Raw genomic sequence first — 23,113 nt, forward strand, 5'->3', positions numbered from 1 at the left:
CGGCCGCGGGCACGCGCATGAACCGGGTGCTCGTGGTCGATGAGACGGGTGCCCGCCTCCGGGGCGACTGGACCCTGCGCGGCCTTGCGCCACATCTGCCTGCGCTGCGCCAGCGCCTGGCCTCCGTTCCTCGAGGCACGGCCTGGTCCTTGCTGGAGCTTGCACGCCTGGACAGCTTCGGTGCCACGCTGATCTGGCAGGCTTGGGGGCGCGCCTGGCCTGCGCGCCTGCAGGCGAGTGAGGCTCAGCGCACGATCATCGCTCGCATCGCGCAGGCGGATGCACACCCTCTACCCGTGGCGAGGCGAGGCGGTCCCGTAGAGGCGATACGCCTGCTCGGGGAGACGCTGATCGCATTCCTCGCGCACCTGCGTGCATTCCTAGCACTGCTCGGGACGCTGTTTCTCGATTTGCTGCATCTGCTGCAACACCCACGCCAGTGGCCGCTGCTGGAGATCTCGGCGACGGTGCACAAGGTCGGCGTGAAAGCGATGCCGGTGTCCGCGCTGGTGGGCTTCCTGATCGGGGTAGTGCTGTCCTACCTGTCCTCGCTGCAACTCAGGACCTTCGGTGCAGATGCCTTCATCGTGGATATCCTCGGGATGGGTATCATCCGTGAGCTTGGACCGGTGCTGGTGTCCGTGCTCGTGGCCGGGCGCTCCGGCTCCGCGATGACGGCCCAACTCGGTGTGATGCGGGTGACGGAGGAGATCGACGCGCTTGCCGCGATGGGCGTGTCGCGCTCGCTGCGGTTGGTGCTGCCAAAGGTGCTCGGGCTCACCCTCGCCATGCCGCTGCTGGTGTTGTGGACCTCGGCCATGGCCTTGCTGGGCGGCTGGGTGTCCGCATGGGTTGAGCTTGACCTCAGTTTCCAGTATTTCGTCACCGCGCTGCCCGATGCGGTGCCGGTGGCGAACCTGTACATCGGGTTGGCGAAGGGCGCGGTGTTCGGGCTGCTGATCGCGCTCATCGCCTGCCACTTCGGCCTGCGCGTGCAGCCCAACACCGAAAGCCTGTCTTCGCACACCACGGCCTCGGTGGTGTCGGCGATCACGGTGGTGATCCTGGTCGATGCCGTGTTCGCGATCGCCACCCGGTCGATCGGCCTTCCGGTATGAGGGCGGCAATGAGCGAGCGGGTCGTATCCCTGCGCGGCATCCTTACCCGCTTCGGGCGCAACGTGGTGCACGAGGCCCTGGACCTCGACATCCGACGTGGCGAGATCGTTGCGCTGGTCGGCGGGTCGGGTAGCGGCAAGACCACGCTGCTGCGCCACATCATCGGGCTCACCCGGCCCCAATCGGGCGAGGTCGAACTGTTCGGCGAACCCCTGCACGCGGGCAGCGAGGCCGAACGCCTGGCACGGCGCCAGCGCTTCGGTGTGCTCTTTCAGCAGGGGGCGCTGTTCTCGGCCTTCACGGTGTTCGAGAACATTGCCTTTCCCCTGCGTGAACTTGGTATGGTCAGTGAGGCCGAAATCCGCGATCTGGTCGCGCTCAAGCTTGCGATGGTGGAGATGGAGCCCGAGCACGCCCTGCTGATGCCAGCCGAACTCTCCGGCGGCATGGTCAAGCGCACCGCGCTGGCACGGGCGCTGGCGCTGGAGCCGGAGCTGCTGTTGCTCGACGAACCCACGGCCGGGCTCGATCCCGATCGCAGTGTGGCCTTCGTGCGCCTGATCCGCTCGCTGCATGCGGAGCTGGGGCTGACCGTGGTGCTGGTCACACACGACCTCGACACCCTGGCCGCCATGGCGACCCGGGTCGCCGTGCTGGCCGAGCGCCGCATCGTGAGCTTTGCCACGCTGGAAGAGACGTTGAAGGTGGATCATCCTTTCGTGCAGCGCTTCTTCCTGGGCGAGAATGGACGCCGGGCGCTGGAGCGCGTCAGGGGAGTGCATTGAGATGGAAAACCGGGCATACGCCTTCGCTGCCGGTCTGTTTGCCCTCGTGCTGGGGGCAGGGGTGGTGTTCGCGGTGTGGTGGTTCTCCCAGGAACGGGAGGCGACGCGGGAGTTCGTGCTCGTGGCGCGAGGGGACATCAACGGGCTGGCCGAGCAGTCGCGGGTGCGCTTTCGCGGTCTTGCGGTCGGCAATGTGCGCGCCATCCACATCGACCCGGAGGATCCAGGCAATCTGATCATCCGTGTGCGCGTGCGCGCAGACGTCCCCGTCACCCGCGGCACCACGGCCTCGCTCGGCACCATGGGGGTGACCGGCCTGGCCTTCGTCCAGCTCGATGATCGGGGGGACGATCCGCGGCCGCTCGCTGAAGGAGAGGGTGCGGATGCCCGCATTACCCTGCGCCCCGGTCTGGTCGACGTGCTCGGGGTGCGCGCGATCGCCGCCCTGGAGCAGATGCAGACGCTGGGCGAACGCATCAATGCGCTGCTGGACGACGAGAACAGCGCGCGCCTGCGCAATACCTTGGCGAGGCTCGAATCGGCTGCAGTTGGCCTCGATCGTAGTGTCGGCGAACTGCCGGAGACGCTCGCCTCCCTGCGGCGCGTGCTGAGCGAGGACAACGTCGCCCGGCTTTCATCGCTGCTGTTGCGGGCGGATGCTGCGGCCGCAGAGGTGAGTCCGGCGCTGGCCGACCTGCGCCGCCTGATGCAGCGCCTCGAGGTGGTTTCCTCCAGTCTGGACGAGGCCGCCACCTCGACTGCGCAGGGGCTGGCGGGTGAGACGCTGCCGCAGTTGAACACCTTGCTCCGTGAGCTCGTGGGCACTGCGCATCGGCTCGGGCGTTTTGCCGAGGAGATCGAAACCTCCCCGCAGATCCTGCTCACTGGCCGTGCTGCGGCCTTGCCGGGGCCGGGCGAGCCGGGGTTCGAAGGACGGTGATGATGTCAGTCTGCGTGCCTTCGTGTTCCGACCGAATTGCTATCAGGAACGCATGATGAATCTTCCCGCTCCGCTGGCTCGCACCCTGCTGATCGCGCTCTTCGCCTGGCTGCTCGGTGCCTGTTCCGCAATCGTGCCCAAGCCGGCAGTCATGGCGCAGTACGATCTCGGACCTTTCGCCCCGCGCGGTCTGGATGAGGCGTTTGCGCCCGTCCGGATCGAGGTGACGGCGGCGCCCTGGCTTGCGTCGTCTGCCATGCAGTACCGGCTCGATGCCTCCGATCCGGCCCAACGGCGGGTTTATGTGCATAGCCGCTGGGTGTCTTCGCCGCCGGCGATGCTGCGCCAGGCGCTTGCCCGCAGCCTGGGCTCGGTCGAGGGCCAAGGCGGGTGTCGCTTGCGCATTGAACTCGATGAGTTCATCCAGCGCTTCGACGATGCAGGCATGAGCCGGGCGGAGGTCCTTGTGCGCGCCAGTCTGCTGCCCGCGCGCGGTGATCGTATCCTCGCCGTGCGTGCCTTCGCGCTTGCGGCGCCCGCACCGAGCGCGGATGCAGCAGGGGGCGTACTGGCGCACCGTGAGGCGGTGGGTGGGCTCGTGCAGCGGCTTGAGGAGTGGATGCAGACCCTGGCGAGCGACATGACAGGCGGCACAGGATGCGGGGGGCTGGTGCAGCGGAGCGATTGACGTTAACGTTAACCTGCATCGGGGCGAAGGCTCCGGCACCTACAATTCCCGGAGGAGACCCATCATGACCGCACACGAAGAGCGTCCGAACGAACCCATCCTGCTGCGCCGCGACGAAGGTGGCATTGCTACGCTCACACTGAACCGGCCGCAGCAGTTCAACTCGCTGTCGATGGCGATGCTTGAAGCGCTGATTGGCGCCATCGACGACATCGCGCGGGACGAGAGCGTGCGTGCGGTCGTGATCGCGGGCGAGGGCAAGGCCTTCTGCGCCGGCCACGACCTCAAGGAAATGCGCTCGAGCCACGCGCTCGCCTTCCACCAGCAACTCTTCCGCCTGTGCGGCAGATTCATGATGAAGCTGACCGAGATACCGCAGCCGGTGATCGCCCGGGTGCACAGCATCGCCACCGCGGCTGGCTGCCAGCTGGTGTCGATGTGCGATCTGGCGGTGGCGTCCGAGAATGCGCGCTTCGCGGTGTCCGGAATCAACGTGGGCCTGTTCTGCGCTACGCCCAGCGTTGGCCTGTCGCGTAACGTCGGGCGCAAGGAGGCCTTCGAGATGCTCGTCACCGGCGACTTCATCGATGCTCGCGAGGCGCAGCGCCGTGGGCTGGTGAACCGTGTGGTGCCGCCCGATGAGCTCGATGCCGAGGTCGAGCGGCTGTGCGCGTCCATCCTCGCCAAGTCGCCGCTGGCGATCCGCATGGGCAAGCAGATGTTCTACAAGCAGCTCGAGATGGGACTCGATGCAGCCTATCAGCTCGCTTCCGAAACCATGGCGTGCAACATGATGTGCGAGGATGCGGGCGAGGGGATCGACGCCTTCGTGGCGAAGCGCAAACCCGAATTCCGTGGGCGCTGAAGGCGCAGCGTCGCGCAAGGGCCAGCCCGCTCCGGAGGGGGCAGTCGATGCTGATCGATTCGCACATCCACCTTGATGCTGCCGAGTTCGACCCGGACCGCACCGTGCTCATCGAGCGTGCGCGTGCGGTCGGGGTGCGCGGCTTCGTGGTGCCCGGCGTGGCGCGGGAAGGTTTCGCCGGGTTGCTGTCCCTGGCCGCCGCCCGCCGGGATGTGTGTGTCGCGCTCGGGATCCACCCTCTGTACGTGATGCGGGCCGCGATGGAAGACCTGGAGATCCTCGACGCCCATCTGGCGGCCGGCGAGGCGCATGCGGTGGGGGAGATCGGTCTCGATCACTTCGTCGCCGATGTCGACCCGGTGCGCCAGCTGGAATTCTTTCGTGCGCAGCTGCGTCTTGCACGCAGGCACGGACTGCCGGTGATCCTGCATGTGCGGCGGGCGGTGGACCCGATTCTGCGCGAGCTGCGCCGTGCGGGCATCTGCGGCGGCATCGCGCACGCCTTCAACGGCAGCCGGCAGCAGGCGGAGATCTTCATTTCGCTGGGCTTCAAGCTCGGTTTCGGCGGGGCGATGAGCTATGAGGGCTCCAGCCGGATTCGCACGCTGGCGCGCACGCTGCCCTTGTCCTCGATCGTGCTCGAGACCGATGCGCCCGATATTCCGCCAGCGTGGGCGCCTGGCAAGCGCAATCTGCCGGAAAACCTTGCCCGCTATGCACAGGTGCTCGCCGGGCTGCGGGACATCACGGAGGAGGAGGTAGTCGAGACCACCGGGCGCAACGTGCAGGAGACGCTGGGTGGCTGGCGCCCGCGCTGAGTCAACCCGTCTGGCGACAGGCGCTGGAGCGTGCGATGAGGTCGGCGATGTCGCGCTTGAGCCGCCCGACGTCGCTGTCGAATTTGTCGTAGATCATCAGCGAAACGCCGAACACATAGGCGTAGAGCAGCATGCAGCGGCTGGAGGCTTCTTCCATCGGCACCCCGCAGGCGAGGAAGAGGTCGCGCGCGCAGCGCAGGCGCACGTCGTCCACCTCGGCCACGATCGCCCCGGCTTCGGCGTCCCTGCGCGCCCAGTCACGGACAGCGAGTTCGATCATCATGCCGCGCCGGCTGCGGCTGGCGCTATACACGTCGATCACGTGGTAGATCTGCTCCAGCTCGCGACCAGGCTGCGCACGTGTCTGCTTGATGATGTCGCGGATGCGCCCGTCCTTCCAGTGCGTGAGTACGGCCATCAGCAGGTCGCGGCGGTCGGTGAAGTGCCAGTAGAAGCTGCCTTTGGTGACTTTCAGCCGTTTTGCCAGCACCTCCACGCGCAGGCCGGCGATGCCTTCCTCGGCGAGCACTTCGGTCGCGCCCGCGATCCACGCGTCGCGGTCGAGCTGGGTACGGGGTTTCTTGGCGCTTGTTTCCATACGCCGTAGTATTGACGATTCCGGGGCCATACGCTACCGTATGCGCGATACTTTTCCGTATGGCGATGTTGCCCTGCAGCAGTGCCATCGGTGGAGCGCGGTGACATAATCGATTCGTCCGGTCAGCAGAGCCGGTGTCCAGTCAGTAATCAGAGAGGAGTGCGGCAGAGTGAAAGTTCTCGTACCCGTCAAGCGTGTCGTGGATTACAACGTCAAGGTGCGCGTCAAGGCCGATGGCAGTGGCGTGGATCTGGCCAATGTGAAGATGAGCATGAACCCCTTCGACGAAATTGCCGTCGAGGAGGCCGTGCGCCTGAAGGAGGCCGGTGTCGCCACCGAGGTCGTGGCGGTCAGCTGCGGCGTGGGCGCCTGCCAGGAGACGCTGCGCGCGGCGATGGCCATCGGTGCCGATCGCGGCATCCTGGTCGAGACCGAGGTCGAGCTGCAGCCGCTGGCGGTCGCCAAGCTGTTGAAGGCGGTGTGCGACAAGGAGCAGCCGAGCCTGGTCGTGTGCGGCAAGCAGGCCATCGACGACGATGCCAACCAGACCGGTCAGATGCTGGCGGCGCTGGCGGGCTGGCCGCAGGCCACCTTTGCTTCGAAGGTCGCGATCGCCGACGGCAAGGCCTCGGTGACGCGCGAGATCGACGGCGGCCTGGAGACCTTGTCGGTCAAGCTGCCGGCGGTGGTGACCACCGATCTGCGTCTGAACGAGCCGCGCTACGCCACGCTGCCCAACATCATGAAGGCGAAGAAGAAGCCGCTGGAGACCGTCAAGCCCGAGGGTCTGGGCGTGGATGTGGCGCCCCGGCTGAGCACGCTGAAGGTGTCCGAGCCGCCCAAGCGCAGCGCGGGCGAACGCGTGGCGGACGTCGCGCAGCTGGTCGACAAACTCAAGAACGTTGCGAAGGTGATCTGAACATGACCATTCTCGTCATTGCCGAACACGACAACCAATCGATCAAGGCGGCCACCCTCAACACCGTGACCGCGGCCTCCCGGCTGGGGGGCGACCTTCACGTGCTGGTGGCCGGTGCGGGCTGCAGCGCGGCGGCCGAAGCCGCGGCCAAGATCGCCGGTGTGGCCAAGGTGCTGGTGTGCGATGCGCCGCAGTACGAAGCGCAGACGGCCGAGAACGTGGCCGAGCTGGTGAAGGGCCTCGCCGCCGGCTACAGCCATGTCCTCGCCCCGGCCACGCCGGCGGGCAAGAACATGCTGCCGCGCGTGGCTGCGCTGCTCGATGTGGCGCAGATCAGCGACATCGTCGCGGTGGAGTCTGCCGACACCTTCGTGCGCCCGATCTATGCCGGCAATGCGCTGGCCACGGTCAAGAGCGCCGATGCGGTCAAGGTCATCACCGTGCGCACCACCGCCTTCGACGCGGCGGGCGACGGCAATGCCGCGCCGGTCGAGGCCGTCGCCGCTGCGGCGGACCTGGGCGTGACCGCGCTTGTGGGGCGCGAGATCGTCAAGAGCGCGCGCCCGGAGCTGGGGGCGGCCAAGGTCATCGTATCGGGTGGTCGCGGCCTGGGCAGTGGTGAGAACTACCACCAGCTGCTCGAGCCGCTGGCGGACAAGCTCGGCGCGGCACTGGGCGCGAGCCGTGCGGCGGTCGATGCGGGCTACTGCCCGAACGACTACCAGGTCGGGCAGACCGGCAAGATCGTGGCGCCCCAGCTCTACATCGCGGTGGGCATCTCGGGCGCGATCCAGCACCTGGCCGGCATGAAGGACTCCAAGGTGATCGTCGCGATCAACAAGGATCCGGACGCGCCGATCTTCCAGGTAGCCGATTACGGTCTGGTAGGCGACCTGTTCCAGGTGGTGCCGGAACTGACCGGCGCGCTCTGAGCGGGTCCGCAGGGCAATCAGCATGGACCTCCCGGCCTCCCTCTATCCGGCGGCGTGGCAGGGGGGGCTGCTGATTGTCGCGATGCTCGGTCTGTACCTGACCGCGCGTCGTGCGCCATGGAGCAGGCTGGGCGAAGCCACGAAGCTGCATCTGGTGCTGGGCTTCGCGGTGGCGCTGACATTGGTGTGGAGCATGAAGGCAGGGGTTCAGCCGGGGCTGAACCTGCACCTGCTCGGCGCCATGGCGGCAACCCTGGTCCTGGGCGCGTGGCTTGCCGTCGTGAGCATGAGCCTGGCGCTGCTGGGGGTGCTCGCCAACGGGGGCATCGGGCTTGCGGACTGGCCGGTGAATTTCGTGCTGATGGCGCTGCTGCCCGTGCTCATCGCGAATGGGATCCGGCGCCTGGCCGAACGGGTGCTGCCCGCGCATTTCTTCATCTTCGTGTTCGTGGTCGGCTTCGCCGGCGCTGCGTTGACGGTGATGCTGCAGGGTGGGATCGCTGCGGCCTCGCTCGCCCTTGCAGGCGCGTACCCGGCGGGATTCCTGCTCGAAGAGTATCTGCCCTTCTTCCTGCTGCTCGGGTTTTCCGAGGGCTGGATCAGCGGCGCGGTGATCACGCTGATGGTGGTGTATCGGCCGGACTGGGTCGCTGCGTTCGACGATCGACGCTATCTGCTCAACAAGTAAGGCTTTCTAAACAATTTCGGAGCGCCAAAAAATCATGAGTCAATATAACGCCCCCATCCGCGACATGCAGTTCGTCATGCAAGAGCTTGCCGGACTGGACGAAGTGGTGAAGCTGCCGGGTAACGAGGAAGTCTCGGCAGATCTGGTCGATGCGATCCTCGAAGAGGCCGACAAGTTCGCCAGCGGCGTGCTGGCGCCCCTGAACTGGACGGGTGACCAGGAAGGCGCGAAGTGGAACGACGGCGAAGTGGCCACTGCACCGGGCTGGAAGGACGCCTACAAGCAGTTTGCCGAATCCGGCTGGACTGCGCTTGCCTGCGAGCCCGAGTACGGCGGTCAGGGCCTGCCGAAGTTGCTCGCCACGGCGGTCATGGAGATGTGGAAGTCGGCCAACATGGCCTTCTCGCTGTGCCCGATGCTTACCAACGGTGCGATCGAAGCACTGATGCTGCGCGGCAATGTCGAGCAGAAGAACATGTACCTGCCGAAGATGATCTCGGGTGAGTGGACCGGCACGATGAACCTGACCGAGCCCAACGCAGGCTCGGATCTTGCTGCGGTACGCACCCGCGCCGAGCCGCAGGGGGATGGCACCTACAAGATCTTCGGGCAGAAGATCTTCATCACCTACGGCGAGCACGACCTCACCGACAACATCATTCACCTCGTGCTGGCGCGGTTGCCGGACGCCCCCGAGGGCGTCAAGGGCATCTCGCTGTTCGTGGTGCCCAAGTTCATGGTGAACGCCGATGGGCTCCTGGGCGCCCGTAACGACGTGCACTGCGTGTCGATCGAGCACAAACTCGGCATTCACGCCAGCCCGACCGCGGTGCTCGCGTTCGGTGACAACGGTGGCGCGATCGGCACCCTGGTGGGTGAGCCGAACCGCGGCCTCGAGTACATGTTCATCATGATGAACGAAGCCCGCTTCGCGGTCGGCATGGAAGGTCTTGCACTCTCCGAGCGCGCCTACCAGCATGCGCTGCAGTACGCAAAGGAGCGCATCCAGGGAACCGAGGCCGGCGTGCGCGGTGGCCCCAAGGTCAGCATCCTCCACCACGCCGACGTCCGCCGCCTGCTCATGAACATGAAGAGCCGGACCGAGGCCATGCGTGCGCTCGCGTACGTGGTCGGCGCCGCAACCGATAAGGCACACAGCCACCCGGACGAAGCGGTGCGTGTCCAGAGCCAGGCTTTCGTTGATCTGATGATTCCGGTGGTGAAGGGCTGGTGCACCGAAAATTCGATCGACGTCACTTCGGACGGCGTGCAGGTTCATGGCGGGATGGGCTTCATCGAGGAAACCGGAGCGGCCCAGTTTTTCCGCGACTCCCGCATCACCACCATCTACGAAGGCACGACCGCGATCCAGGCCAATGACCTGATCGGACGAAAGATCGCTCGCGAGAACGGCGCCACCGTCGGAGCCGTGGTGCAGATGATGCGCGCCGTGGAAGCCGAACTCGAGGGCGTTCAGGATGCGTCCTTCGCCGCCATCGCGCGCTCGCTCAAGACGGGCATCTCCGCGGTAGAAGAGGCGGTGGCCTACATCCTTGCAACCTACGCCAAGGACATCAAGGCCGCTTCGGTCGGCTCGGTGCCGTTCCTGAAGCTGCTCGGTATCGTCACCGGCGGCTGGCAGATGGCCCGCGCTGCGCTGGTCGCCAAGCGCAAGCTCGAAGCGGGTGAGGGCGATGCGGGCTTCTACACGGCCAAGATCGTCACCGCACGCTTCTATGCGGATCATGTGCTGTCGCAGGCTTCGGGCCTGGCCTACACGGTGGTGAATGGTGCTGCAGGCGCGCTCGAGTTGAGCGAAGAACAGTTCTGATCCGCAGGGCCCCGGTCCTACCGGGGCCTTCGGTCGGATCGCTACCTGCAGAAGGGGCAAAAGGAAACGCCCGTCCGGCATGTACCGGGCGGGCGTTTCCTTTCCTGACCTAGGGGCAGGTTTCCCCGCCCCACAGCGTCATCTGCCAGCCCCGAAAGGGGCTGCCAGCGTACTTACTCGACCTTCGCCTTCTCGCGCAGTTCGAGAACGTGGCGCTCGACTTTCTGCTGTTGGAGGCGCTGCTCGAGTTGGGCCTTCACTTCCTCGAAGGGAGGCGCCTGTACGTCGCGGACGTCGTCGAGCTGAATCACGTGGTAGCCGAAGTCGCTCTTGACCGGAGTGCTGGTGTACTTGCCCTTCTCCAGCTTGACCATGGCTTCGGAGAACGGCTGCACGTACATGCCGGGGTTGCTCCAGCCCAGGTCGCCGCCGCGCTCACGCGAACCGGGGTCGCGCGAATCCTTGGCGACTTCCTCAAACGGCGTGCCGTTCTGCAGGCGGGCGATGATGGCCTTGGCTTCGTTCTCGGTTTCGACCAGGACGTGGCGCGGCTTATATTCCTTGTCGCCCATGCGGCCCTTGATCGCCTCGTATTCCTTCTTCAGGTCGGCTTCGCTGACCGGGTTGGTGCGCACGTATTCCTGCAGGTATGCGCGGATCAGGATGGCCTGGCGTGCCAACTCCATCTGCGCATTCACGTCTGCCTTCTTGTCCAGACCCTTTTTGCCCGCTTCCTGGCTCAGTACCTCGCGGCGGATGAGTTCCTCGCGCACCGCATTGCGGAGCTGCTCTCCCTCGGGAGCGCCCTGGGCACGCTGTTCGGCGAGCATGGCCTCAGCGCGGGCAGCGGGGATCATGGCCCCGTTCACCTTGGCGACAGAGTCGGCAGCGACGGCGGGAAGGGCGAGGAAGCCGGCGAGCAGGGTGATGGCGAGACGGCTCGGAAAATGTTTCATGGAGATTCCTTCAGTTTGCTTGTGAGTTGGCCTCGGTGGCCGAAAGCGCGCGAATGGCGAGGGCATGGACATCCCTCTTCATCATGTCGCCAAGCGCGTCGTAGATCATACGCTGTCGGAGCACTCTGCTACAGCCTTCGAATGCTTCCGACACGATGAAAACCCGGTAATGCCCACCTCCGTCGCGCGCGCCAGCGTGCCCGGCGTGGAGGGCGCTGTCATCCAGGATCTCGAGCTGCTGCGGCGACAACCGCTCGGCCAGGATCGTGTGGATGCGCGCAGCGGTCTCCGCGCTCATGGGAGGACCTTGCGGAAGGGGTGCACGCGCGTACGTGCGAATACGCCCTCGCGTACGTAGGGGTCTTCGGCGAGCCAGGCTTCGGCGCTGGCGAGCGAGTCGAACTCCGCCACGACCAGGCTGCCGGCAAATCCGGCCGGGCCTGGGTCGGGGCTGTCGATCGCCGGCATCGGGCCGGCCAGCAGCAGGCGGCCCGCGTCGCGCAGCGCTTCGAGCCTGGCGAGGTGCTCGGGGCGAACCGCCAAGCGTGTCTCCAGCGCCCCGGGCGCCTCCTCTCCGATCAGAGCGTAGTACATCAGTTGGTTTCCTCTTCCATGTAGCGGGACAGATAAAAGCCCTGGCCGAGCACGAAGGCAAGCATCAGCCCCATGCCGCCGAACATCTTGAAATTGACCCAGGTTTCCTCACTGAAACTGTAGGCGACATACAGGTTCAGCAGGCCCATCGCGATGAAGAAACCGGCCCAGGCGAGATTCAGGCGTCCCCAGATTTCATCGGGCAGCTTGATCTGCGCTTCGAGCATCTTGCGGATGAGGTTGCGCTGCAGCAGCGTGGCCGAGCCGAGTAGCACCGTGCCGAACATCCAGTACAGGGCGGTCGGCTTCCACTTGATGAAGGTCGGGTTGTGGAAGAACAGCGTCGCACCGCCGAAGACGACGATGATCGCGAGGCTGACCCAGAGCATGGTGTCGACCTTGCGGTGCTTGAGCCAAACGATCGCGATCTGCAGGAAGGTGGCGAGGATGGCCACGAAGGTTGCAATGAGGATCGGTGCCTGGGTGGGGGCGATGCCGTCGCCAAGCCAGCCGCTCGCGATGGCGTGGGTGGCTTCGGGGTTTGCGCCACCGATTTTGTAGGCGGCGAAGAAGAGGATGACCGGTAGCAGGTCGAAGAGGAATTTCATGATTTCTGACGATCGCCGTTCGTGACAGGGTGCATTCTATCGTGTTCCCCGACGCTCTCCGGCAGCGGCAGGCACAGGACGGCGCGCAGGCCGCCCCCCGGGCGCGCCAGCAGGTCGAGCCGCCCGCGGTGGGCACGCATCACCCGGTCCACGATGGCCAGCCCCAAACCGGCGCCCTTGGTGTTCGAGCGCGCCTGTTCGAGCCGGGTGAAGGGTTGGCGCAGACGTTCGACCTCATGCTCCGGAATGCCAGGTCCGCGGTCGGCGAGCTCGATGCATGCAAATCCGTCGGCACGGTCGACCTTCAGATCCAGGCCGGTGTTCCCTTCCGCGTAGCGCAACGCATTGTCGATCAGATTGGCTAGGGCGCGGCGGATCGAGAGGGCCCGCGCCGGGGCGATGACCGGCTCCGGCGCATCGAGGCGGATGTTGACGCCACGCAGGCGATAGGGCTCGCTGACTTCGCGTGCGAGCTGGGCGAGGTCGGTCGGGTGCGGGCTCTCCTGAGGGTCGCCACGGCCGAAATCGAGGAACTGCCCGATGATCCGGTCCATTTCCTCGATGTCGGTCACCATCGCGCTCACCTCGCTCTCCGGCGCGCCGGACATTTCGATGCCCAGGCGCAGGCGGGCGAGGGGGGTGCGCAGATCGTGCGACACGCCGGCGAGGATCAGGGCCCGGTCTTCGTCCATGCGCGCAAGGTTCCCTGCCATCTGGTTGAAGGCGCGGGCCACGACCGCAATCTCTTCGGCGCCATTGTCCAGGAGCGGAGGGGGGCGTTCCCCTTGCCCTACAAGGCGCGCCGCACCTGCGAGCTGTCGCAGCGGTGCGCTGATGTGGGCCACGATCAGGTACGCGCCGACCAGTGCAGCAAGCAAGGCGCCGCTGCCCCATCCAAGCCAGTTGAGGTTGTCTGGGCTGTCGATGCGCTCCGGAGGCAGCATGACCCAGTATTCGTCATGAGCGTCGTCCGGATCGAGCCGGAAGCTCACCCAGAAGCCGTCAAGCGACTTCCATCGGGTTGCAAATCGGGTGTGTTCGCCCAGTTGGCGGCGCACGTCCGCGGTCAGCAGCCGCATCGGGCGCGTATCGGGAAGCGGCATCAGCTCGTCACTGGCCTCGGCGGGGTAGATGCGGATTCCTTCCAGCGCGGCGAGCTCGATCAGCAGGTCCATGCGCCGTTCGAGATCGGCGTTGATCAGCGCGGTGCGGGTGAGGTTCACCACCGATACGACCATCTGCGCCACGTCGCGCGCGCGCGCAGGTTCCTGGAAATAGCGGAAGATCTGCGACCAGATACCGAGGGTGAGGATCAGCAGCAGCGCAATCAGCAGGAAGGTCTGGCCGAGCAGGGTCCGTGGCCGCGGGCTGGGACGGCGCTCGCCCGCCGTGCCCTGCGCGGCGGCAGCCTTGTGCCGGACCATTGCTGCCGGCTCAGCCTGCGGCCGAATCTTCGGCCTGGCCGGTGTCGGCGTCCTGCTCCTTCGTGTCCGCTTTCGGGTCGTCGGGCACGAAAACGTAACCGAAACCCCAGACGGTCTGGATGTAGCGCGGTTTGGCCGGGTCGTCCTCGACCAGCTTGCGCAGGCGCGAAACCTGTACGTCGATGGCGCGATCGAAGACGCCGTATTCCCGGCCGCGGGCCAGTTCCATCAGCTTGTCGCGCGACAGGGGCTGGCGCGGGTGGGTGAGCAGGACCTTCAGCAAGGAGAATTCGCCCGTCGTGAGCTGGATTTCCTCACCGTCACGCACCAGGATGCGAGTGCCCAGATTCACTGCCACGCGGCCGAAGGAGACCACCTCGTCTTCGGCAGCAGGGGCGCCCGGCAGCGTCTGTGGTTGCCTGCGCATGACGGCCTGGATGCGGGCGACGAGTTCTCGCGGGTTGAATGGCTTGGCGATGTAGTCATCCGCGCCCATCTCGAGGCCAACGATGCGGTCCACATCATCGCCCTTGGCGGTCAGCATGATGATCGGGATCTGGTTTTCCGCCGCGCGCAAGCGCCGGCAGATGGCCAGCCCGTCCTCGCCGGGCAGCATCAGGTCGAGCACGATCAGGTCGTAGTGCTCGCGGTGCAGCGCACGATCCATCATCGGCGCGTCTCCGACGGCCTTCACGGCGAATCCCTGTTCCTGGAGATAGCGCGAAAGCAGCTCGCGCAGGCGCGCGTCGTCGTCGACGACCAGGATGCGGTAGCGGTTTTTCAGGTTCATGCGTGAAATCCTAGCCTGACTCGCAGGGCCATGCCAGCACATCGCGCGGGTTGTGCTCCGTGCAGGCGGTAAGGCTTCGTAAGCCATGCACATGGCGGCAATATCACCTTACAAAAGTTCCTCTGGGAGGTGCCCGCGGGCTTCCTGCAGCCGCCGTATTCCCGTATGTTCGGGGCTGGACAGAAAACCACCCCGGTGGGGACGGACAGCCGCTTCGGCGCCGTCCGCACGGACACAGATCATGCGTCTTGCCGCCTTGCCCTCCCTGCGATCCAGCCCGCTGCCCTTTTCCGGCCGGTCGCGTCTTTGCAGCATCGCCGGGTTTGTCCTGCTCCTTGGCGTGAGCATGGGCGTTGACGCCCAGCCGGACGTGCCTGCCCGTTTCGCGCAGACGGCTGTTGATCCGTTGCCGCTGGAGCGCGTGGAGAAGCGGCCAGACTGGCGCCAGGTGCTGGACGGGCAGGCGTCCGACGGCGAGGCGGCCGAGTGGCAGAGCTCGCCGCAGCGGCGCCGCATGAGCCGCGAAGAGCGCGATCATCTGCGCAAGCATGTTCGCGATGCTGCGCGGGACGCCTACCCGGACGCCCCAGCGCGCGGCGCCAAGGGGCGCTGAGCGCGCGCTGCTGCTCGCCGGGCTGCCCTCGTAGTGAAACGGTCGGCCGGGCTGCGGCGCAGGCACAGGACGCCGGCACAGGAGATTCTCCGCGCTCGTCCTGCCACGTGCCGGTAGAATACCGGCCTCATGAAAGTCCTTTCCATCGAAACTGCCACCGAGCGCGGAAGCGTCGCCGTCCTGCACGACGGGGAACTCCTGGCGCGCCGCGTCGAGGGTGCAGCCAACCACTCCGAAGCCATCCTGCGCGATGTGCGCGCACTGCTCGCCGAGGCGGGCCTGGGCGTGGGCGATCTCGACGCCGTGGCCTTCGGCGCGGGGCCAGGAGCGTTTACTGGCGTGCGGCTGGCGTGTGGGATCGCGCAGGGCATTGCGCTCGCTGCGGATGTCGGGGTGGCCGCAGTCGGCAGCTTGCAGGCGCTTGCCCTGCAGACTGGTGCGGCGCGCGCCTTCGTGGCGACGGACGCGCGCATGGGTGAGATCTACTGCGGCGCGTTTGAGGTCGACACCGAAGGCGTGCCGGTACAGATTGGCGCCCTGCGTTGTGCAACGCCGGTCGAAATCGATCTGCCGGCTGGGAACTGGTTCGCCGTGGGTTCCGCGTTCAAGGTGTGGCCGGAGGTGCTGCAGGAGCGCTTCATGGGACGTCTGCTCGGCTGCGCACCCGAACACATGCCGCGGGCCGAGGAGGTTGCCCGCCTCGCGGCGGTGGCCGCGGCGCGTGGGGAACTCCTCGCGGCGGAACACGCTGCACCCCTCTATGTACGCGACAAGGTCGCCTTCACCACGGCGGAGCGGCTCGCGCGCGGAGGGCGGGCGTGACGCCGGTGCTGCGCTTCATCGCCCTCGATGCCGGTCATCTGGACTGGGTGGTGGAGCAGGAGCAAGCCTTGCAGGCACACCCGTGGACGCGCGGCAACTTCGAGGACTCGCTCGCTGCCGGACACGAGGCCTGGGGGCTGCTGGTCGATGAAGCCCTGGCCGGATACGCGATCGTTTTGCGCGTGCTCGATGAGGCGCACTTGCTGACGATCGGCATCGCCCCTGGCTTCCAGGGGCAGGGGCTCGGCACGCAGTTTGTGGAGCGCTTGAGCGTGCATGCGCGGGACGATGGGGCGGCAAGCTTCTACCTCGAGGTGCGTCCCTCCAACACGGCGGCACTTGCGCTGTATACGCGTTCCGGGTTCGTGGAGATCGGTCGGCGCAGGGGTTATTACCCGGCGCAGGACGGTCGGGAAGATGCAATCGTGATGAGACGCGCGCTCTGATGGCTGTTCGGACCTCGAGTTGGCCGGAGGCAGCGCTGCGCGAGATGAGGCTGGGGCCGCTCTGGCGCCTGCGCGCGCGGGCGGCGGCCGGCGCCGATGCGCGGCTGGGGCCAGAGGTGCCGGAAGAGGTGCCGGCAGATGTGTCGGAACACGTGTCGGAGCACGTGTCGGAAGTGGCTGCAATCTGTCCGCCCACCGCTTCGCAGGTCGTGCCCGGCAGGCCGCTTGTGCAGAAGTCCGAAGGTTTCGCGCGTTCGCCGAGCCCGTCGCTGCAGGCCCGGGATGATGGGCGCGCGAACCGGATCGCAATACTGGGGTGGGAAGCGCTTGAAGAGGACATCCGTGCCTGCCGTGCCTGCCCGTTGTGCGAGCGGCGCAGGCAGGCAGTGCCGGGGGTGGGCGATCGAAGCGCGCGCTGGATGCTGGTCGGAGAAGGGCCCGGCGCCGAAGAGGACCAGCGCGGAGAACCATTCGTGGGTCAGGCGGGCCGCTTGCTGGACAGCATGCTTGCGACGATCGGGCTGGCGCGCGGCGAGGACGTCTACATCGCGAACGCGGTGAAGTGCCGCCCGCCGCACAATCGCACGCCCGAGCGCAGCGAGATCGCTTCATGCCTGCCGTATCTGGAAAGACAGATTGCGCTCGTGCAGCCGCGCCTGCTGGTCGCGCTCGGGAGGCCGGCTGCACAGGCGCTCTTGCAGCGCGAGCTTGCGATTACTTCGGCGCGTGGCAAGCGTTTCGAGCACAACGGTGTCGCAGTCGTCGTCACCTATCACCCCGCCTATCTGCTACGCAATCCGCAGGACAAGGCGAAGGCCTGGGAAGATCTGTGCTTCGCGCGCCGCCTCATGGCCGAGTTGGGCGATCGGGTCTGAACGTTCTCAGAGCCTCGCTGCCTTGAGTGCGGGGCACGATCCGGCTGCCGGAAATCGGTGCTGCCCGGGGGCGGTGGCCGGAAGAAGTTCAGCCGGCGCTTGAGCGGAGTGGGGTGCTCAGTGCGTGCGGTCCTCGAGCAGGGCGACGTTGTCGAATTCGCGCTGATTGGCGTCGTGCCTGCGCATCACCAGCAGCATCGTTCCAGCGACGAAGGCCCCGAACATGACGATCACGGTGTTGATCGAAAGGCCCGACATGATCAGCAGCGCGTAGGTGCCGGTCATGACCAGGATCGACAGGTTCTCGTTGAAGTTCTGCACCGCGATCGAGTGGCCCGCACCCATCAGGATGTGGCCGCGGTGCTGCAGCAGTGCATTCATGGGCACGACGAAGAATCCCGCCAGTCCGCCAACCACGACCATCAGCGCCATCGCGATCCAGGCCTCGGTGACGCCGATCATGCTCATCACCACCACGCCCATAGCGATGCCGAGCGGGATCACCTGCACCGAGCGACGCAGCGAGACGTAGCGTGCTGCAAGCACCGAGCCGGTGGCCACGCCTAGCGCGACCACGCCTTGCAGCATCGATGCTTGCGAGAGGTTCAGGCCGAGGTTGTGTTCGGCCCACTTGATCACGATGAATTGCAGGGTCGCGCCTGCGCCCCAGAACAGCGTCGTCACCGCAAGCGAGATCTGGCCCAGCTTGTCGCGCCAGAGCAGGCGCAGGCAATGGTTGAAGTCGTGGATCAGGTAAAGGGGATTGCGCTTGAGCGGCTTGTGATCGACGCCGGTGTCCGGGATGTAGAAATTGAATGCCGCCGCGAGCAGGTATAACGTGCCCACGAACAGCACTGCGGCCGCGAATGGCGTGTGGGCGAACGGCAGGCCCAGCCCGCCAAGCAGGCCGGCCACGTCCTCGCGGATCATGATGCCGCCGAGCACCGTGCCGGCGATGATGGCTGCCACGGTCAGTCCCTCGATCCAGCCGTTGGCCACGACCAGCAGCCGGTGCGGCAGGTATTCGGTGAGGATGCCGTATTTCGCCGGGGAGTAGGATGCCGCGCCCAGGCCGATGATCGCGTAGGCAAAAAGCGGATGCGTGCCGAGAAAGAGCAGCAGGCAACCGCCGATCTTGATCGTGTTGCTGATCAGCATCACCCGCCATTTCGGCATCGAGTCGGCGAATGCGCCGACGAAGGCTGCGAGCAGCACGTAGGAGAGGGTGAAGAACAGCTTGAGCAGCGGCTCGAATTCAGAGGGGGCAGCCATGTCCCGCAGCATGGCGATCGCGATGATCAGCAAGGCGTTGTCGGCCAGCGCGGAGAAGAACTGCGCCGCCATGATGATGTAGAAACCGAGCGGCATCGGTGATCGGATCACGGGACTGGAGCGCGGGTTATATCACGAACGCCGGTACAGAGTGATGACTGCGCGCAAGGCGGCGGAGCACGCTCTCGCAGGCGCTACGCGGCGTGTATGCCATGCGTGTCGGAGGCAGGGCGGATCCGTACCGTGGACGCGGCCTTACGGGGTGCTGTGAGTCCCCCGAAAGGACCGCTTTGTGCTTTAATTCGCGAAATAAGTCATTCTTATACACACCATGGCAGATCGCAGACTTCAGGTATTCCACGCGGTGGCAAAGCACGGCTCGTTCACGCGCGCAGCCGAGCATCTCCACATGACGCAGCCCGCCGTCACTTTCCAGATCAAGCAGCTCGAGGAGCACTTCGATACCCGCCTGCTGGATCGCGGCCATGGAAAGATCACCTTGACGCCGGCAGGAGAGTTGGTGCTTGCCTACGCAGAGCGCATCCTCGGCTTGTCGGCGGAGCTCGATTCCCGGGTGTCGGAACTGACAGACGAACTGGCCGGCCAGCTCAAGATCGGCACCAGCACGACCATTGCCGCGTACTGGCTGCCGGAACTGCTCGAGGGATTCAAGCGGCGTTACCCGGGGGTTTTGCCGCGGGTGGTGGTGGGTACCTCGAAACTGACGGAGGACCGCGTCGCGGCGCGTGATCTCGACATCGGTCTCATTGAGATCGCCACCGAGCAGAACACCATCGAGCGCCGCAGTGCCGCGCGCGATGAGCTGCTGGTCATCTGCAGGCCCGACCATGCGCTGGCGAAGTTCGCCGAACTGACGGCCAAGGATCTGGTCGGGCATCCCTTCATCGACCGGGATCCGGGTAATGGCATTCGTCAGATCGCGGATGAGTTCTTCGAAGCGGCCGGGATCGCGGGCAGCGAGATCACGCTGTGCGCCGAGCTTGGCAGCCTGGCGACCGTGAAGCAGCTCGCGGCGGCTGGGCTGGGTTTCGCGATCGCCTCGCGGCGCGCGATCCTGCGCGATGTGGAAGAAGGGCGGCTGGTGGCCATCCCGCTCAAGCCGCGCCTATACACCCCGCTCGAAGTCATCCTGCCGCGTGACAAGTTCCGCTCGAGGCTGATCAACGCCTTTGCCGACTTCGTGTGCGAGGAGTTCGCGCGTATGGCCCGCGAGCGCGGCGAGGGCTGAGTCTTTGGCACGCAGCAAGACGGCTTTCGTGTGCACCGAGTGCGGTGCGCAGACCGTACGCTGGCAGGGGCAGTGCCCGCAGTGCCAGGCCTGGAACACCATGGTCGAAACCGTGCTCGAACCGGCGGCGCCGGCTGCGGGCAGCCGCTTTGCCGCCCTGGCCGGTGAAACCAGTCGGCTGCAGGTGCTCTCGATGCTCGAGCCGCGCGAAGAGCCGCGCCAGGCTACCGGCCTGGACGAGTTCGACCGTGTGCTCGGCGGCGGCCTGGTTTCCGGTGGCGTGGTGCTGATCGGGGGCGACCCAGGCATTGGTAAATCGACCCTGCTGCTGCAGGCCCTCGCCAACTTGGCGGGTATGGCTGCGGCGCCGGGCGCCGGTGCATCCCCTGCAAAGCAGGGTTCAGGCGTGGTGTATGTCAGTGGTGAGGAGTCCGGTGAGCAGGTCGCGTTGCGCGCCCAGCGCCTGCAGCTTGCGGCGACGCCGCTGCAGATGCTCGCCGAGATCAATCTCGAACGCATCCTCCACACCCTGCGCGAAGCACGCCCACGGGTGGCGGTGATCGACTCCATCCAGACCGTCTACTCCGAAGCCCTGCAGTCGGCACCGGGCTCGGTCGCCCAGGTGCGCGAATGCGCCGCCCAGCTCACCCGCTTCGCAAAGCAGAGCGGCACCAGCCTGATCCTCGTCGGCCACGTCACGAAGGACGGTACGCTCGCCGGTCCGCGGGTGCTTGAGCACATCGTGGACACCGTGCTGTACTTCGAGGGCGACACGCACTCCAGCTTCCGCCTGATCCGTGCCTTCAAGAACCGCTTCGGCGCGGTCAACGAACTCGGTGTGTTCGCCATGACCGAGCGTGGCCTGCGCGGCGTCTCCAACCCCTCGGCCATCTTCCTGTCGCAGCACGCGCAGCAGGTCGCCGGCAGTTGTGTGCTGATCACCCAGGAAGGAACCCGCCCGCTGCTGGTGGAGGTGCAGGCCCTGGTCGATTCCTCGCAGAGTCCCAACCCGCGGCGCCTGTCGGTGGGCCTGGAGCAGAACCGGCTGGCCATGCTGCTCGCGGTCATGCACCGCCATGCAGGCGTGGTGTGCTTCGATCAGGACGTGTTCGTCAATGCGGTGGGGGGCGTCAAGATCACCGAGCCGGCCGCCGACCTCGCGATCCTTTTCGCGATCGTCTCTTCCCTGCGCGATCGCCCGCTCAAGCGCGGCCTTGCAGTGTTTGGCGAGGTGGGTCTTGCCGGCGAGATCCGCCCTGCGCCGCGCGGACAGGAGCGTCTCAAGGAAGCCGCCAAGCTCGGTTTCGACACCGCGATCGTGCCGCGTGCAAACGCGCCGAAACAACCGATCGAAGGCATGGCGGTGATTCCGGTCGGGCGTGTGGAAGAGGCGCTCGAAGCCCTGCGCACCCTTGAATGAACCCTCCGGTGTAACCCGCCGGTCACCCGTGCGGTCCCAAGAGCGTCCTCATGAAACCTCCCGTCGAGTACCGCATCCGTCCGTCCAGGCCCGGCGCGCACCTGTTCGAGGTGAGCTGCACGGTGTTGGAGCCCGATCCCGGCGGGCAGGGCTTCAGCCTGCCGGCGTGGATTCCGGGCAGCTACATGATCCGAGAGTTTGCGCGCAACATCGTCCGCATCGAGGCGCTGGCCGATGACAAGCCCTGCGTGCTGGAAAAGGTCGACAAACACAGCTGGCGCACGCCAGCCTTGCGCGGGGTGAAGAAGCTGGCGGTGCGGTGCGAGATCTACGCCTGGGATCTTTCGGTGCGTACCGCCCACCTGGATACGACGCACGGCTTCTTCAACGGCACGAGCGTCTTCCTCGCGGTGGAAGGACGCACCGATGCGCCCTGCGCCGTCACGATCGATCGCCCGGAGGGCGTGCAGTACGCGGACTGGGCCCTCATCACCACGCTGCCGCCTGCAGAGGGCGTATCCACCGGGCGCTGCGATTTCGGGCGTTTTGTTGCCCCGGACTACGATGCATTGATCGATCACCCTGTGGAGATGGGCCGTTTCGCGCGGGCGCACTTCGAAGCCGGCGGGGTGACACACGAGATTGCGCTTACCGGGCGGCAGGATTGCGACGTCGAACGCCTGTGCAGCGATCTGGCGCGCATCTGCGCCTGGCAGATCGAGCTGTTCGGCGCACCTGCGCCGGTGACGTACTATGCGTTCCTGGTCATGGTGGTGGGCGAGGGTTATGGCGGGCTCGAACACCGTGCCTCCACTGCGCTGCTATGCAGCCGGGCCGACCTGCCGTGGAAGGGCATGGAAGGCCTGCCCGATGGCTACAAGAGCTTTCTGGGTCTGTGCAGCCACGAGTATTTCCACACCTGGAACGTGAAGCGCATCAAGCCGGCAGCGTTCACTCCCTACGATCTGACGCGCGAGAATCATACCCGTCTGCTGTGGGCCTTCGAAGGCTTCACTTCCTACTATGACGACCTGGCGCTGGTGCGTAGCGGCGTGATCGGGGTGGACGACTACCTGGCCCTGCTGGGCAAGAACCTCTCCGCGGTGATGCGTGGCAGCGGCCGGCTCAAGCAGAGCGTTGCCGAGTCCTCCTTCGATGCGTGGACGAAGTATTACCGCCAGGACGAGAACGCGCCCAACGCGATCGTCAGCTACTACGCCAAGGGCGCCTTGATCGCGCTCGCGCTCGACGTGCAGCTACGTGCCGGAAGCGCGGGTCGCTGCAGTCTGGACGACGTCATGCGCCTGCTGTGGCAGCGCCATGGCTGCACGGGCGTGGGCGTACCCGAGGACGGCATCTTTGCCGCGGTGCGCGAGGTCGGCGGCGAAGGACTCGGCACGCGGCTGGCGCGCTGGCTGCGGCAGGCGGTGGAGGGCTGCGAGGATCTGCCCCTGGCCAAGCTGCTCAAATCCATGGGCGTGGTGCTCGAGGCGACGCCTGCGGGCGCGGCGCCGGTGCTGGGCCTGAAACTGGCCCCGGGGGCGGGCGAGCCAAGAGTGGCGAGCGTGTACGACGACGGTGCGGCGCAGGCGGCGGGGGTATCGGCGGGCGACGTGCTGCTTGCGCTGGACGGGATTCGCATCGCCAGTGCCAAGGCACTGGACGACCTGCTGGTGCGCCGCCTAGCGGGGGAGAAGGCGAGGCTGCACGTGTTCCGGCGGGACGAGCTGATGGCGTTCACGCTCGAACTGGGCGAAGCGCCTGCGGACAAGTATGTGCTCTCACTGACGCCCAGGGCTGGCGCGGCGGCCGTCGCGCTACGCCGGGGCTGGCTGGGCAGCTGAGCGTGGCGGGTGCCGGGC

General features: G+C 66.3%; 25 protein-coding genes. 17 read left to right on the forward strand and 8 right to left on the reverse strand.

Translation table 11 applies throughout. The features are described 5' to 3' along the window. Positions 1 to 17 precede the first annotated feature (17 nt). From ACPT9U_RS02880 to ACPT9U_RS02905, 6 genes are all read left to right on the forward strand, one after another. Positions 18 to 1,118, forward strand: a complete 1,101-nt coding sequence (locus tag ACPT9U_RS02880; RefSeq protein WP_418362671.1) for an MlaE family ABC transporter permease — start codon at positions 18 to 20, stop codon at positions 1,116 to 1,118. An 8-nt stretch (positions 1,119 to 1,126) separates the two neighbouring features. Then, complete coding sequence (locus ACPT9U_RS02885; protein ID WP_418362672.1) at positions 1,127 to 1,903, forward strand: ABC transporter ATP-binding protein; 777 nt, start codon at positions 1,127 to 1,129, stop codon at positions 1,901 to 1,903. A 1-nt stretch (position 1,904) separates the two neighbouring features. Beyond that, positions 1,905 to 2,843, forward strand: a complete 939-nt coding sequence (locus tag ACPT9U_RS02890; protein WP_418362673.1) for an MlaD family protein — start codon at positions 1,905 to 1,907, stop codon at positions 2,841 to 2,843. A gap of 52 nt (positions 2,844 to 2,895) precedes the next feature. Continuing rightward, on the forward strand, positions 2,896 to 3,531 hold the full coding sequence (locus ACPT9U_RS02895; protein WP_435749814.1) for an ABC-type transport auxiliary lipoprotein family protein: 636 nt from the start codon (positions 2,896 to 2,898) through the stop codon (positions 3,529 to 3,531). Positions 3,532 to 3,595: 64 nt separating this feature from the next. Continuing rightward, on the forward strand, positions 3,596 to 4,396 hold the full coding sequence (locus ACPT9U_RS02900) for an enoyl-CoA hydratase (protein WP_435749815.1): 801 nt from the start codon (positions 3,596 to 3,598) through the stop codon (positions 4,394 to 4,396). A gap of 47 nt (positions 4,397 to 4,443) precedes the next feature. Then, complete coding sequence (locus tag ACPT9U_RS02905; protein WP_435749816.1) at positions 4,444 to 5,214, forward strand: TatD family hydrolase; 771 nt, start codon at positions 4,444 to 4,446, stop codon at positions 5,212 to 5,214. Position 5,215: 1 nt separating this feature from the next. Here ACPT9U_RS02905 and ACPT9U_RS02910 read toward each other — a convergent pair whose 3' ends face one another. After that, a complete protein-coding gene (locus tag ACPT9U_RS02910; protein WP_418362677.1) occupies positions 5,216 to 5,812 on the reverse strand; it encodes a TetR/AcrR family transcriptional regulator in 597 nt (198 codons plus the stop codon). A gap of 169 nt (positions 5,813 to 5,981) precedes the next feature. Here ACPT9U_RS02910 and ACPT9U_RS02915 point away from each other — a divergent pair, with 169 nt between their 5' ends. From ACPT9U_RS02915 to ACPT9U_RS02930, 4 genes are read left to right on the forward strand one after another with little or no spacing between them, the layout of a single operon-like run. Further along, positions 5,982 to 6,731, forward strand: coding sequence for an electron transfer flavoprotein subunit beta/FixA family protein (locus tag ACPT9U_RS02915; RefSeq protein ID WP_435749817.1), 750 nt, complete (start codon positions 5,982 to 5,984; stop codon positions 6,729 to 6,731). A 2-nt stretch (positions 6,732 to 6,733) separates the two neighbouring features. After that, positions 6,734 to 7,663: an electron transfer flavoprotein subunit alpha/FixB family protein gene (locus ACPT9U_RS02920; RefSeq protein ID WP_435749818.1), complete on the forward strand. Its 930-nt coding sequence runs from the start codon at positions 6,734 to 6,736 to the stop codon at positions 7,661 to 7,663. A gap of 22 nt (positions 7,664 to 7,685) precedes the next feature. Then, positions 7,686 to 8,351 carry an energy-coupling factor ABC transporter permease gene (locus ACPT9U_RS02925; protein ID WP_435749819.1) on the forward strand — a complete coding sequence of 222 codons (666 nt, stop codon included), beginning with the start codon at positions 7,686 to 7,688 and terminating at the stop codon, positions 8,349 to 8,351. 34 nt (positions 8,352 to 8,385) lie between these two features. Beyond that, positions 8,386 to 10,182, forward strand: a complete 1,797-nt coding sequence (locus ACPT9U_RS02930; RefSeq protein WP_435749820.1) for an acyl-CoA dehydrogenase — start codon at positions 8,386 to 8,388, stop codon at positions 10,180 to 10,182. Positions 10,183 to 10,355: 173 nt separating this feature from the next. Here the strand turns inward: ACPT9U_RS02930 and ACPT9U_RS02935 are convergent, their stop codons facing one another. Genes ACPT9U_RS02935 through ompR form a run of 6 tightly spaced genes read right to left on the reverse strand, consistent with a single transcriptional unit; the run spans position 10,356 to position 14,554 of the window. Next, positions 10,356 to 11,138: a peptidylprolyl isomerase gene (locus ACPT9U_RS02935; protein ID WP_435749822.1), complete on the reverse strand. Its 783-nt coding sequence runs from the start codon at positions 11,136 to 11,138 to the stop codon at positions 10,356 to 10,358. A gap of 10 nt (positions 11,139 to 11,148) precedes the next feature. Then, complete coding sequence (locus ACPT9U_RS02940) at positions 11,149 to 11,436, reverse strand: BolA family protein (protein ID WP_435749823.1); 288 nt, start codon at positions 11,434 to 11,436, stop codon at positions 11,149 to 11,151. After that, positions 11,433 to 11,732, reverse strand: a complete 300-nt coding sequence (locus tag ACPT9U_RS02945; protein WP_435749824.1) for a YciI family protein — start codon at positions 11,730 to 11,732, stop codon at positions 11,433 to 11,435. Before ACPT9U_RS02945 ends, ACPT9U_RS02940 begins: the two co-directional genes overlap by 4 nt. Further along, the gene (locus tag ACPT9U_RS02950) at positions 11,732 to 12,340 is read right to left on the reverse strand and encodes a septation protein A (RefSeq protein ID WP_418362685.1); all 609 of its coding nucleotides are present in this window, start codon (positions 12,338 to 12,340) and stop codon (positions 11,732 to 11,734) included. Before ACPT9U_RS02950 ends, ACPT9U_RS02945 begins: the two co-directional genes overlap by 1 nt. Beyond that, complete coding sequence (locus ACPT9U_RS02955) at positions 12,337 to 13,764, reverse strand: ATP-binding protein (RefSeq protein ID WP_435749825.1); 1,428 nt, start codon at positions 13,762 to 13,764, stop codon at positions 12,337 to 12,339. The genes ACPT9U_RS02950 and ACPT9U_RS02955 overlap by 4 nt, the downstream gene beginning before the upstream one ends. Before the next feature lie 10 nt (positions 13,765 to 13,774). After that, the gene (ompR, locus tag ACPT9U_RS02960; RefSeq protein WP_435749826.1) at positions 13,775 to 14,554 is read right to left on the reverse strand and encodes an osmolarity response regulator transcription factor OmpR; all 780 of its coding nucleotides are present in this window, start codon (positions 14,552 to 14,554) and stop codon (positions 13,775 to 13,777) included. A gap of 241 nt (positions 14,555 to 14,795) precedes the next feature. Here ompR and ACPT9U_RS02965 point away from each other — a divergent pair, with 241 nt between their 5' ends. The 4 genes from ACPT9U_RS02965 to ACPT9U_RS02980 all read left to right on the forward strand — a co-directional run bounded on the left by ACPT9U_RS02965 (position 14,796) and on the right by ACPT9U_RS02980 (position 17,310). Then, positions 14,796 to 15,167 carry a hypothetical protein gene (locus tag ACPT9U_RS02965; RefSeq protein ID WP_418362688.1) on the forward strand — a complete coding sequence of 124 codons (372 nt, stop codon included), beginning with the start codon at positions 14,796 to 14,798 and terminating at the stop codon, positions 15,165 to 15,167. Between the two features lie 129 nt (positions 15,168 to 15,296). Beyond that, a complete protein-coding gene (gene tsaB, locus ACPT9U_RS02970; protein ID WP_435749827.1) occupies positions 15,297 to 15,989 on the forward strand; it encodes a tRNA (adenosine(37)-N6)-threonylcarbamoyltransferase complex dimerization subunit type 1 TsaB in 693 nt (230 codons plus the stop codon). Beyond that, positions 15,986 to 16,435 (forward strand): ribosomal protein S18-alanine N-acetyltransferase, encoded by a 450-nt coding sequence (gene rimI, locus ACPT9U_RS02975; RefSeq protein WP_418362690.1) that lies wholly within the window; start codon positions 15,986 to 15,988, stop codon positions 16,433 to 16,435. The genes tsaB and rimI overlap by 4 nt, the downstream gene beginning before the upstream one ends. After that, positions 16,435 to 17,310, forward strand: a complete 876-nt coding sequence (locus ACPT9U_RS02980; RefSeq protein WP_435749828.1) for a uracil-DNA glycosylase — start codon at positions 16,435 to 16,437, stop codon at positions 17,308 to 17,310. Before rimI ends, ACPT9U_RS02980 begins: the two co-directional genes overlap by 1 nt. Positions 17,311 to 17,427: 117 nt before the next feature. Here ACPT9U_RS02980 and lplT read toward each other — a convergent pair whose 3' ends face one another. Continuing rightward, positions 17,428 to 18,678: a lysophospholipid transporter LplT gene (gene lplT / locus ACPT9U_RS02985; RefSeq protein ID WP_435749829.1), complete on the reverse strand. Its 1,251-nt coding sequence runs from the start codon at positions 18,676 to 18,678 to the stop codon at positions 17,428 to 17,430. A 235-nt stretch (positions 18,679 to 18,913) separates the two neighbouring features. Between lplT and ACPT9U_RS02990 the strand changes: the two genes are divergently transcribed. Genes ACPT9U_RS02990 through ACPT9U_RS03000 form a run of 3 tightly spaced genes read left to right on the forward strand, consistent with a single transcriptional unit; the run spans position 18,914 to position 23,095 of the window. Next, positions 18,914 to 19,831 carry a LysR family transcriptional regulator gene (locus ACPT9U_RS02990; protein ID WP_435749830.1) on the forward strand — a complete coding sequence of 306 codons (918 nt, stop codon included), beginning with the start codon at positions 18,914 to 18,916 and terminating at the stop codon, positions 19,829 to 19,831. Between the two features lie 4 nt (positions 19,832 to 19,835). Next, positions 19,836 to 21,251 (forward strand): DNA repair protein RadA, encoded by a 1,416-nt coding sequence (gene radA / locus ACPT9U_RS02995; protein WP_435749831.1) that lies wholly within the window; start codon positions 19,836 to 19,838, stop codon positions 21,249 to 21,251. A 50-nt stretch (positions 21,252 to 21,301) separates the two neighbouring features. Continuing rightward, on the forward strand, positions 21,302 to 23,095 hold the full coding sequence (locus tag ACPT9U_RS03000) for a M61 family metallopeptidase (protein ID WP_435749832.1): 1,794 nt from the start codon (positions 21,302 to 21,304) through the stop codon (positions 23,093 to 23,095). Positions 23,096 to 23,113: the final 18 nt, after the last annotated feature.

The organism is Thauera sp. AutoDN2, assembly GCF_051280715.1.
Lineage (GTDB): Bacteria > Pseudomonadota > Gammaproteobacteria > Burkholderiales > Rhodocyclaceae > Thauera.

Coding starts and splice junctions, on each gene's coding strand:
- ACPT9U_RS02900 (WP_435749815.1), top strand. CDS start 3,596: ATGACCGCACACGAAGAGCGTCCGAACGAACCCATCCTGCTGCGCCGC.
- ACPT9U_RS03000 (WP_435749832.1), top strand. CDS start 21,302: ATGAAACCTCCCGTCGAGTACCGCATCCGTCCGTCCAGGCCCGGCGCG.
- tsaB (WP_435749827.1), top strand. CDS start 15,297: ATGAAAGTCCTTTCCATCGAAACTGCCACCGAGCGCGGAAGCGTCGCC.
- ACPT9U_RS02965 (WP_418362688.1), top strand. CDS start 14,796: ATGCGTCTTGCCGCCTTGCCCTCCCTGCGATCCAGCCCGCTGCCCTTT.
- ACPT9U_RS02945 (WP_435749824.1), bottom strand. CDS start 11,732: ATGTACTACGCTCTGATCGGAGAGGAGGCGCCCGGGGCGCTGGAGACA.
- ACPT9U_RS02980 (WP_435749828.1), top strand. CDS start 16,435: ATGGCTGTTCGGACCTCGAGTTGGCCGGAGGCAGCGCTGCGCGAGATG.
- ACPT9U_RS02920 (WP_435749818.1), top strand. CDS start 6,734: ATGACCATTCTCGTCATTGCCGAACACGACAACCAATCGATCAAGGCG.
- ACPT9U_RS02880 (WP_418362671.1), top strand. CDS start 18: ATGAACCGGGTGCTCGTGGTCGATGAGACGGGTGCCCGCCTCCGGGGC.
- ACPT9U_RS02890 (WP_418362673.1), top strand. CDS start 1,905: ATGGAAAACCGGGCATACGCCTTCGCTGCCGGTCTGTTTGCCCTCGTG.
- ACPT9U_RS02910 (WP_418362677.1), bottom strand. CDS start 5,812: ATGGAAACAAGCGCCAAGAAACCCCGTACCCAGCTCGACCGCGACGCG.
- ompR (WP_435749826.1), bottom strand. CDS start 14,554: ATGAACCTGAAAAACCGCTACCGCATCCTGGTCGTCGACGACGACGCG.
- ACPT9U_RS02905 (WP_435749816.1), top strand. CDS start 4,444: ATGCTGATCGATTCGCACATCCACCTTGATGCTGCCGAGTTCGACCCG.
- ACPT9U_RS02955 (WP_435749825.1), bottom strand. CDS start 13,764: ATGGTCCGGCACAAGGCTGCCGCCGCGCAGGGCACGGCGGGCGAGCGC.
- ACPT9U_RS02885 (WP_418362672.1), top strand. CDS start 1,127: ATGAGCGAGCGGGTCGTATCCCTGCGCGGCATCCTTACCCGCTTCGGG.
- ACPT9U_RS02940 (WP_435749823.1), bottom strand. CDS start 11,436: ATGAGCGCGGAGACCGCTGCGCGCATCCACACGATCCTGGCCGAGCGG.
- lplT (WP_435749829.1), bottom strand. CDS start 18,678: ATGCCGCTCGGTTTCTACATCATCATGGCGGCGCAGTTCTTCTCCGCG.
- ACPT9U_RS02950 (WP_418362685.1), bottom strand. CDS start 12,340: ATGAAATTCCTCTTCGACCTGCTACCGGTCATCCTCTTCTTCGCCGCC.
- ACPT9U_RS02990 (WP_435749830.1), top strand. CDS start 18,914: ATGGCAGATCGCAGACTTCAGGTATTCCACGCGGTGGCAAAGCACGGC.
- ACPT9U_RS02935 (WP_435749822.1), bottom strand. CDS start 11,138: ATGAAACATTTTCCGAGCCGTCTCGCCATCACCCTGCTCGCCGGCTTC.
- ACPT9U_RS02895 (WP_435749814.1), top strand. CDS start 2,896: ATGATGAATCTTCCCGCTCCGCTGGCTCGCACCCTGCTGATCGCGCTC.
- ACPT9U_RS02925 (WP_435749819.1), top strand. CDS start 7,686: ATGGACCTCCCGGCCTCCCTCTATCCGGCGGCGTGGCAGGGGGGGCTG.
- ACPT9U_RS02930 (WP_435749820.1), top strand. CDS start 8,386: ATGAGTCAATATAACGCCCCCATCCGCGACATGCAGTTCGTCATGCAA.